Source organism: Streptomyces sp. PU-14G (assembly GCF_041028275.1).
Taxonomy (GTDB): Bacteria; Actinomycetota; Actinomycetes; order Streptomycetales; family Streptomycetaceae; genus Streptomyces.
Genome location: NZ_JASKYT010000297.1, coordinates 1 through 9204, shown reverse-complemented (window position 1 = coordinate 9204; position 9204 = coordinate 1). Strand labels below are relative to the sequence as shown.

The following is a 9204-nucleotide window of genomic DNA, read 5'->3' as shown; positions in this document are numbered from 1 at the left end:
CCCCACCCCCGTGACCCGTCACCCCCTTGACCGGTCACCCCTATGACTCGTCACCCCCTTGACCGGTCACCGCCTCGACCTGTCCCCCCTGTGTCCCGTCACCGCCCGTGTCCCGTCACCGCGCCCGTCGCCGCCTCGGCGATCCGCTGGCTCATCGGTGACGGGTCGGCCCCCAGCTCGACGGGGCTGAACGTCCAGGCCAGCCGCAGCCGCTGGTCACGGGTGGCGAACACGGCGGTGGCGTAGCCGTGCTGTTCGCCGGTCTTTCCCCACAGGGTGACGCCGTTCACCGTGGCGGTCTGCAACCCGGTGCTGTAGCGGGCCGGGCTGCCGTCGACCATCCGCACGTGCTTCGGCGGCAGCGTGAACATCCTCCGCAGCTGCCGCTCGGGCAGCAGCGCGCCGGAGAAGAGCGCGGTCAGGAAGCGCTGGAGGTCGCCGGTGCTGGTCACGATCTCGCCGTCCGCCCACGAGCGGGACACGTCGAACTCGGTGACGTCCTTGAGCGAGCCGTCGCTCATCTCCAGACAGCCGTGCACGTGCGGGCCGCGCAGACGCCGCTCGTATCCGTGCGCGGAGGGGAAGGAGGTGTGGCCGAGGCGCAGCGGACGCAGGATGCGGTCGCGGATCACGATGCCGTAGGGACGTCCCGTCACGCGCTCGATCACCAGCGCGGCCAGCACGTAGTTGATGCCGCGGTACTCCTGTGCGGTGCCCGGCGCGAACTTCAGCTCCCCGCCGGTGACCGTCTCCACGATCTGCCGCGGCGTCCACCGGTCGAAGCGGTGCCGCACCACCGCCTCGGGCGTGCTCATGTCCGGGAGGCCCACATGGTCGGGCAGGCCGCTGGTGTGGTCGAGCAGCTGCGCGACGGTGAGGGCCCCGAACCGCCGCGGCAGCAGGTCGGGCAGGTGGTGCCGGACGGGCGTGCCCAGCCCCAGCCGTCCCTCCTCGACGAGCTGCAGCGCCGCCGTCGCCACGAACGCCTTGGTCACACTGCCCGCGCGTACCTTGTCGTTCAGGCCGATGGGCCGCCCGGTGGCCGGGTCCGCCACGCCGGAGGTGCCGTACCAGTGGCCCGCCGACCCGCCGACGCGCAGCTGCGCGCCCGACGAGCGGGGGTGCGACAGGTCGTCGACGGCCGCGCGCAGCCCCCGTGCGACGGGCGGCGGCAGCGTCGCGCCGCCGCCGGCGGGAGCGGGTGGCGCCGCGACGGCGCCCGGCGCCGAGGCGCCGACGGCGGCTGCCGCCGCGCCGCCGGCGACGCCGGCGAGCAGTGCTCTGCGGGAAGGGAGGCGGGCGGAGAGGTGGGAAAGTGAGGAGGACATGCCTCCACACTCCCGGGCCGCGGCCGTCCCTCCATCGGGGGAGACCCCGAACTCCCCCTGCTTTGACCCTGGTTCGCGCCTCGGGGGCTTCTCACATGCCCAGCTGAGCCTGGCGCAGGCGGTCGATGGCTTCCTTCTCGCCGTCCAGCTCGACGTCGGCGTGCTCCTGCCGGCCCGAGGCGAGCAGGAGCAGCTCCGAGGGGACCCCCACACCGGTGACGACGGGCGTGCCGCGGCGGGCGACGGCGGTCTGCCCGTCGGGCCGCCGCAGCACGAGGCCGACGGGGGACTTGCGGCCGTACATCCGCGCCGCAGTCTCCAGGCGCCGCCACAGCGCGTCCTCGAAGACGGAGTCCAGCTCGCGCGGCGCCCAGTCGGGCTGGGCGCGGCGGATGTCCTCGGTGTGGATGAAGAACTCCACCGTGTTCGCCGCCTCGTCCACCTGCTTGAGGGCGAAGGGCGACATCCGCGGGGGTCCCGTGCGGATGAGCTGGATCAGCTCGTCGTACGGCTTCGCGGCGAACTCGGCCTGCACCCGTTCGAGTCGGGCGGCCAGCGGCTTGATCAGCAGACCGCCCGCCGCGTCGCTGCGGCGCTCCCGCACGACGACGTGGGCCGCCAGGTCGCGGGTCTGCCACCCCTCGCACAGGGTGGGGGCCTCGGGGCCGTGCGTCTCCAACAGATCGGCGAAAAGGAGTCGTTCTCGCTTCGCATGGGTCGACATGCCCGCCAGGGTACGGCGGGCACGCGGTGAGTGCCCGGCTGTGCGCGAGGTGTGTCCGCGGCGGCTGCCGTGCGGAGTGCGGGACAATGGGCCCATGTCCCAGCGCAGCTCCCTCGACCCCGCCGTCGCCGCCCGCCTCAAGCGCGACGCGAACGGCCTCGTCCCCGCGATCGCCCAGCAGTACGACACCGGGGAGGTGCTGATGCTGGGGTGGATGGACGACGAGGCGCTCCACCGCACCCTGACCTCCGGGCGCGCCACCTACTGGAGCCGCAGCAGGCAGGAGTACTGGGTGAAGGGCGACACGTCGGGGCACGTGCAGCGGGTCAGGTCCGTCGCGCTGGACTGCGACGCGGACACCGTCCTGCTCCAGGTCGACCAGGTCGGCGCCGCCTGCCACACCGGCGAGCGGACGTGCTTCGACGCCGATGTGCTGCTGTCCCGCGACTGAACGGGAGGCGCCGCGCCTGCCAGTAGGGTGAGGGGCCATGACGGCGCCCGACCTCGAAACGTTCCGCCGACTCGCCACGGACCGGCGGGTCATCCCCGTGACCCGCCGCGTGCTGGCCGACGGCGACACCCCCATCGCCCTGTACCGCAAGCTGGCCGCCGAGCGCCCCGGCACCTTTCTGCTGGAGTCCGCCGAGAACGGCCGTACCTGGTCGCGGTACTCCTTCGTGGGGGTACGCAGCGACGCCGCGCTGACCGTGCGGGACGGTCAGGCGCACTGGCAGGGCACCCCGCCGGTGGGAGTGCCCCTCGACGGCGACCCGCTGGCCGCGCTGCGGGCCACCGTCGAGGCCCTGCACACCCCGCGTGACCTGCACGAGAGCGGAGACCTGCCGCCGTTCACCGGCGGCATGGTCGGCTACCTCGGCTACGACATCGTCCAGCGTCTCGAGAAGGTCGGTCACCACCCCGGCACCATCGACGACCTCGACCTGCCCGAGCTGACGATGCTGCTCACCTCGGACCTGGCCGTGCTCGACCACCGCGACGGCACGGTGCTGCTGATCGCCAACGCGATCAACCACAACGACCTGGACACCGGCGTCGAGGAGGCGCACGCCGACGCCGTGCGCCGGCTGGACGCGATGGCCGCCGACCTCGCCCGCCCCGCACCGGTCGCTCCCGTCTCCCTCCCGCCGTCCGAACTCCCCGACATCGACGCCAGGTCCGGCGGCGCCACCTACCGGGGCTGGGTGGAGGACATCAAGGAGCGCATCCGCGGCGGCGAGGCGTTCCAGGTGGTGCCCTCGCAGCGCTTCGAGACCCGCTGCGGTGCGAGCGCGCTGGACGTCTACCGGGTGCTGCGGGCCACGAACCCCAGCCCGTACATGTACCTGCTGCGCTTCGACGGGTTCGACATCGTCGGCTCCAGCCCCGAGGCGCTGGTCAAGGTCGAGAACGGGCGCGCGATGATGCACCCCATCGCGGGCACGCGCCCGCGCGGCGCCACCCCGGGCGAGGACACCGCGCTGGCCGACGAACTGCTGGCCGACCCCAAGGAGCGGGCCGAGCACCTGATGCTGGTGGACCTGGGCCGCAACGACCTGGGGCGGGTGTGCGAGCCGGGCAGCGTCGAGGTCGTCGACTTCATGTCGATCGAGCGCTACAGCCACGTCATGCACATCGTCTCCACCGTCACGGGGCAACTCGCCCAGGGCCGTACGGCGTTCGACGCGCTGACCGCCTGCTTCCCCGCCGGCACCCTGTCGGGGGCGCCCAAGCCGCGGGCGCTTAAGATCATCGAGGAGCTGGAGCCGACCAGGCGCGGGGTCTACGGCGGATGTGTCGGCTATCTCGACTTCGCCGGCGACTCCGACACCGCCATCGCCATCCGCACCGCACTGCTGCGCGACGGGGTGGCCTACGTGCAGGCGGGTGCGGGCGTCGTCGCCGACTCGGAACCCGCGGCCGAGGACACCGAGTGCGCCAACAAGGCCGCGGCCGTGCTGAGGGCGGTCCGCACGGCCGAACGGCTCAGGGGTAGCGTGGAAGGGTGACTTCTCCACCCCCAGCCCCGGACGCCGAGACGGACCCGGCCGCCGAGGCCGACGCCCCGGCCGCCGACGCCGACGCCGGCGCCCCGGCCGCCGAGGCCGACGCCGATGCCGGGACCGCGGCCCCCGGCACCGCCGGTGGCGCGCGCTCCCGCGCGCCCCGCGTCGCGCTCGCGGCGGCGCTGCTGTGCGGCGCGGTGGGCGCCGCGCTCGCGCTGGTCGCCGCGGGACAGACCTGGAGTGAGTCGAGCGCCGCGTTCGCACAGGGCACGGTGCCCGTCAGCGCCGAGGGCAGCGACGTCACGGGCCTGCCCAGCGCGCTCGCCCTGGTCGGCCTCGCCGCGCTCGTCGCCGTCTTCGCCGTACGCCGCCTGGGGCGCTACCTCGTCGCCGGGCTGCTCACCGTCTGCGGCGGTGCCGTCATGGCCGCCGCGCTCCTGGGCGCCGACGACACCGGACCGCTGACCGAGCAGGCTGCCAAGACCAGCGGCCTGACGGACAGCGGGATCGGCGCCGTCGACGTCACCGCCTGGCCCTACGTCTCGGCGGCGGGCGGCGCGCTGCTGCTGGTCGCGGGCCTGCTGGCCCTGCGCTACGGGCGGACCTGGCCCTCCATGTCGGGCAGCGCCCGCTACGAGCGCACACCGCTGCGGCAGCGGGCCACCCGCGCGCAGCGGGTCGACCCCGACCGGCCCGAGGACCTGTGGAAGGCCCTGGACCGCGGCGAGGACCCCACGCACGGCACCGCCTGAACCACGGGCCGCGGAAGGGGCGCGCGACGCTCGATGAGCCGTGCGCGGCCCGCCCGGGCGACCCCCGTGCTGTCGCCGGCGCGTGGAAGGGGGAGAATGGGCAGGCAGCGGGCCGGGTGGCCCTCTTTCACGTGTGACTCAAGGAGTATTCATGGCGCACAGCCACGGACACACCCCGGCCGCCTGGACCGGCGTGCTCATCGCCTTCGTCGGTTTCTGCGTTGCCTCCGTCTTCACGGTGATGGCGCAGCCCGCCGGTGTGATCGCCGGGTTGGTCCTTCTCCTGCTGGCCGCCGTGGTCGGCGGCATCATGAGCGCGATGGGGCTGGGCCAGTCGAAGTCGAAGGGCATGACCGCCGAGCAGGCGCGGGCACACAAGCAGCAGCACGACGAGGCCCGCCGCACCCACGAGCCCCACGCCAAGGCGCACTCCTGAGGCAACGGCAGTACGCCGCGACGGTGCGGCACCGCCTGACCGGCGCGGTGCCGCGGCTGGCCGCGCCCCTCGGCTCCCTGGCCGCGGTGGGCGCGGCCTTCGTGTATGTGGCCGCGGTCGACCCGAACCAGCCGGGGCACTACCCGCCCTGCCCCTTCCTGGCCGTCACCGGGCTCTACTGCCCGGCCTGCGGGGGGCTGCGCAGCGCCCACGCCGTCGCCCACGGTGACGTGCTCACCGCGCTGGGCGCGAACGCGGCGGCCGTCGCCCTCTTCGCCGTCCTCGCCCTCGGCTGGCTGTACTGGACCGTCCGGGCCGCAGGGGCGCGTCCCTTCGCCCTCCCGGTACGGCCCCGGGTGTGGCACGCCTGGGCGGCGGGGGTGCTGCTGGCGGCGTTCACGGTTGTCCGGAACACGCCCCTGGGGACGGCGCTGACGCCGTGAGCCGCACAGGGCCGCTCTGCCCCCCGGTGACGAGACCGTCACGTGCGAGACGCGACCGGCCCTCGATTTGTCCGCTATGTGGGATTCGATGCAACCGGATGCGGGACCTCCGTCCACCGGCGGATACCATCGCAGTGCCCCACCTGACCACCCTCGCCCGCCCGCGAGGGCACGTCAGCCAGCCAAACCCAGCCAGCAAGGAGGTCGCTCGGTGAGTGTGCTCAACGAGATCATCGAAGGCGTGCGTGAGGACCTCGCCGAGCGGCAGGCGCGCGTCACCCTCGACGAACTCAAAGAGCGCGTCGCCCGAGCGCCCCAGGCCAAGGACGGGCTCGCCGCACTCAAGGGCGACAGCGTCCGGGTGATCTGCGAGGTCAAGCGCTCCAGCCCCTCCAAGGGGGCACTCGCCGCCATCGCCGACCCCGCCGGGCTCGCCGCCGACTACGAGGCCGGCGGCGCGGCCGTCATCTCCGTGCTCACCGAACGCCGCCGCTTCGGCGGCTCGCTCGCCGACCTCGAGGCCGTCCGCTCCCGCGTGGACGTCCCCGTCCTGCGCAAGGACTTCATCTTCTCCTCCTACCAGCTGTGGGAGGCCCGCGCGCACGGCGCCGACGTCATCCTGCTGATCGTCGCCGCGCTCGAACAAGAAGCGCTCGTCTCCCTCATCGAGCGCGCCGAGTCCATCGGCCTCACGCCGCTGGTCGAGGTCCACGACGAGGAGGAGACCGAACGGGCGCTCGACGCCGGAGCCAAGATCATCGGCGTCAACGCGCGCAACCTGAAGACCCTGGAGGTCGACCGGGGCAACTTCACCCGCATCGCCCCGGAGATCCCCGACCACATCGTCAAGGTCGCCGAGTCCGGGGTGCGCGGCCCCCACGACCTGATCGCCTACGCGAACGAGGGCGCCGACGCCGTGCTGGTGGGCGAGTCCCTGGTGACCGGCAAGGACCCCAAGACGGCCGTCTCCGACCTGGTCGCGGCGGGCGCCCACCCGGCCCTCCGCCACGGCAGGGACTGACGCCCGTGTCCGCCGCCGTCTCCCTGTGCTCCCTCGCGCTGGCGCGCGGGTGCCGCCCGCGCGGGTGCCGTGCCCCCGCGCGGCGGGTGCGGGGGCGTTCGGTGCGGTATCACATCGGCTGCGAGCCCGGTGTGATCCGCGGGCGCCGATGGCGCTGACCTTTCCCCCGTCCCTCCCTCGGACTCCGTCCCAGTGAGGGGGACCCCCGTCCCTGTGGGCCACCGGCTCATCAGGGACGGGCGCGAGCGGGGCCAGGACATCAGCGTCAGCCCACACCAAGGAGCACCATCGGCATGCCATCCGACTACTTCATCCCGGACCCGGAGGGCCAGAGTCCCAACGTCTCGGGCTACTTCGGCGCCTTCGGCGGAAAGTTCATCCCCGAGGCCCTCGTCGCCGCCGTCGACGAGGTGGCCGCGGAGTACGAGAAGGCGAAGGCGGACCCCGCCTTCGCCGCCGAACTCGACGAACTGCTCGTCGACTACACGGGCCGCCCCAGCGCACTGACCGAGGTCAGGCGGTTCGCCGAACACGCGGGCGGTGCCCGGGTGTTCCTCAAGCGCGAGGACCTCAACCACACCGGCTCCCACAAGATCAACAATGTGCTGGGCCAGGCCCTGCTCACCAAGCGGATGGGCAAGCCCCGCGTCATCGCCGAGACCGGCGCGGGCCAGCACGGCGTGGCCACCGCCACCGCCTGCGCCCTCTTCGGCCTGGAGTGCACCATCTACATGGGGGAGATCGACACCGAGCGCCAGGCGCTGAACGTCGCCCGCATGCGGATGCTCGGCGCCGAGGTCGTCCCCGTCACCTCGGGCAGCCGCACCCTCAAGGACGCCATCAACGAGGCGTTCCGCGACTGGGTGGCGAACGTGGACCGCACCCACTACCTCTTCGGCACCGTCGCGGGCCCGCACCCCTTCCCGCAGATCGTCCGCGACTTCCACCGCGTCATCGGCGTCGAGGCGCGCCGCCAGATCCTTCAGCGCACCGGGCGCCTCCCCGACGCCGTCGCGGCCTGCGTGGGCGGCGGCTCCAACGCGATCGGCCTCTTCCACGCGTTCCTGCCCGACCCCGAGGTGCGGATCGTCGGCTTCGAGGCGGCCGGACACGGCGTGGACTCCGGCGAGCACGCCGCCACGCTGACCGCCGGCGAGCCCGGCATCCTGCACGGTTCGCGCTCCTACGTTCTCCAGGACGACGAGGGGCAGATCACCGAGCCGTACTCGATCTCGGCCGGGCTCGACTACCCGGGCATCGGCCCCGAGCACGCCTACCTCAAGGACAGCGGGCGCGGCGAGTACCGTCCCGTCACCGACGAGGCGGCGATGCGCGCACTGCGGCTGCTCTCGGAGACCGAGGGCATCATCCCGGCGATCGAGAGCGCCCACGCGCTCGCGGGCGCCCTCGAGCTGGGCCGGGAACTGGGTCCCGAGTCCCTCATCCTGGTGAACCTCTCCGGACGCGGAGACAAGGACATGGACACGGCCGCGCGCTACTTCGGCCTGTACGACGGGGAGGACCAGGAATGAGCAGCGGCAACATCGCACTGCTGGATGAGACCCTGGCGCGCGCGAAGGCCGAGAACCGGGCCGCGCTCGTCGGCTACCTGCCCGCCGGATTCCCCACCGTCGACGGGGGCATCGCGGCCTGCACGGCGCTCCTGGAGAGCGGCTGCGATGTCGTCGAGGTCGGGCTGCCGCACAGCGACCCCGTCATGGACGGGCCCCTCATCCAGACGGCCGACACCATCGCCCTCCAGGGCGGCGTGCGGATCGCGGACGTGATCCGCACGGTCCGCGAGGCGCACGCCGCCACCGGCAAGCCGGTGCTGATCATGACCTACTGGAACCCCGTGGACCGGTACGGCGCCGAACGCTTCGCCGAGGAGCTGGCAGCCGCGGGCGGCGCCGGGTGCATCCTGCCCGACCTGCCCGTCGAGGAGTCCGACGGCTGGCGCAAGGCCGCCGAGCGGGCCGGCCTCGCGACGGTCTTCGTCGTCGCGCCCAGCAGCCGCGACGAGCGCCTGTCCCGCATCACCGAGGCGGGCAGCGGCTTCGTCTACGCGGCGTCCCTGATGGGCGTCACCGGCACCCGCGAGTCCGTCGGCGCCGAGGCGCAGGAGCTGGTGTCCCGCGTGCGTACCGCCGCCGACCTGCCGGTCTGCGTCGGCCTGGGTGTCTCCACCCCCGCGCAGGCCGCGGAGGTGGCCACCTTCGCCGACGGCGTGATCGTGGGCTCGGCGTTCGTCAAACGGCTGCTGGCCGCGGACGACCTGGAGGCGGGGCTCGCGGACGTCCGCGAGCTGGCGACGTCCCTCGCCGAGGGCGTCCGGCGCTGATCCGCCGCGTGTGGCGGACGTGCGTCATGTGCGTCCGCCATGTGTGCCCCCGCCCCGGGCGACATGGTCTTCCCCTTCTTTCGTGAGGGTGCCCTCGGCCGTGGTTGGGGCGCTCCGCCCCCAAACCCCCGGGGCCTCGCCGGCCAGGCGTTGGGG

11 protein-coding genes are annotated in these 9204 nt (G+C 73.6%); 9 read left to right on the top strand and 2 right to left on the bottom strand.

Going from position 1 to position 9204, the window contains the following annotated elements; all coding sequences use genetic code 11:
* Positions 1 to 98 precede the first annotated feature (98 nt).
* Positions 99 to 1328, bottom strand: coding sequence for a serine hydrolase domain-containing protein (locus AB8Z75_RS26505; RefSeq protein ID WP_369206221.1), 1230 nt, complete (start codon positions 1326 to 1328; stop codon positions 99 to 101).
* Between the two features lie 91 nt (positions 1329 to 1419).
* Positions 1420 to 2052: a TIGR03085 family metal-binding protein gene (locus tag AB8Z75_RS26500; RefSeq protein ID WP_369206219.1), complete on the bottom strand. Its 633-nt coding sequence runs from the start codon at positions 2050 to 2052 to the stop codon at positions 1420 to 1422.
* Between the two features lie 94 nt (positions 2053 to 2146).
* Here AB8Z75_RS26500 and hisI point away from each other — a divergent pair, with 94 nt between their 5' ends.
* The 9 genes from hisI to trpA all read left to right on the top strand — a co-directional run bounded on the left by hisI (position 2147) and on the right by trpA (position 9048).
* Positions 2147 to 2503 carry a phosphoribosyl-AMP cyclohydrolase gene (hisI, locus tag AB8Z75_RS26495; RefSeq protein WP_369206217.1) on the top strand — a complete coding sequence of 119 codons (357 nt, stop codon included), beginning with the start codon at positions 2147 to 2149 and terminating at the stop codon, positions 2501 to 2503.
* A 37-nt stretch (positions 2504 to 2540) separates the two neighbouring features.
* The gene (locus AB8Z75_RS26490) at positions 2541 to 4058 is read left to right on the top strand and encodes an anthranilate synthase component I (RefSeq protein ID WP_369206215.1); all 1518 of its coding nucleotides are present in this window, start codon (positions 2541 to 2543) and stop codon (positions 4056 to 4058) included.
* On the top strand, positions 4055 to 4807 hold the full coding sequence (locus tag AB8Z75_RS26485; protein ID WP_369206213.1) for a TIGR02234 family membrane protein: 753 nt from the start codon (positions 4055 to 4057) through the stop codon (positions 4805 to 4807). Before AB8Z75_RS26490 ends, AB8Z75_RS26485 begins: the two co-directional genes overlap by 4 nt.
* A 151-nt stretch (positions 4808 to 4958) precedes the next feature.
* Entirely contained in the window at positions 4959 to 5243 is a 285-nt protein-coding gene (locus AB8Z75_RS26480) for an HGxxPAAW family protein (RefSeq protein ID WP_369206211.1), read from the top strand.
* A 23-nt stretch (positions 5244 to 5266) separates the two neighbouring features.
* Positions 5267 to 5686 (top strand): DUF2752 domain-containing protein, encoded by a 420-nt coding sequence (locus AB8Z75_RS26475; protein WP_369206209.1) that lies wholly within the window; start codon positions 5267 to 5269, stop codon positions 5684 to 5686.
* A 211-nt stretch (positions 5687 to 5897) separates the two neighbouring features.
* Entirely contained in the window at positions 5898 to 6707 is an 810-nt protein-coding gene (gene trpC / locus AB8Z75_RS26470) for an indole-3-glycerol phosphate synthase TrpC (RefSeq protein WP_369206207.1), read from the top strand.
* Positions 6704 to 6865 carry a tryptophan biosynthesis modulator TrpM gene (gene trpM, locus AB8Z75_RS26465; protein ID WP_369206223.1) on the top strand — a complete coding sequence of 54 codons (162 nt, stop codon included), beginning with the start codon at positions 6704 to 6706 and terminating at the stop codon, positions 6863 to 6865. The genes trpC and trpM overlap by 4 nt, the downstream gene beginning before the upstream one ends.
* Positions 6866 to 7000: 135 nt before the next feature.
* Positions 7001 to 8239, top strand: coding sequence for a tryptophan synthase subunit beta (gene trpB, locus AB8Z75_RS26460; protein ID WP_369206205.1), 1239 nt, complete (start codon positions 7001 to 7003; stop codon positions 8237 to 8239).
* On the top strand, positions 8236 to 9048 hold the full coding sequence (gene trpA / locus AB8Z75_RS26455) for a tryptophan synthase subunit alpha (RefSeq protein WP_369206203.1): 813 nt from the start codon (positions 8236 to 8238) through the stop codon (positions 9046 to 9048). The genes trpB and trpA overlap by 4 nt, the downstream gene beginning before the upstream one ends.
* The last annotated feature ends 156 nt before the right edge of the window (positions 9049 to 9204 follow it).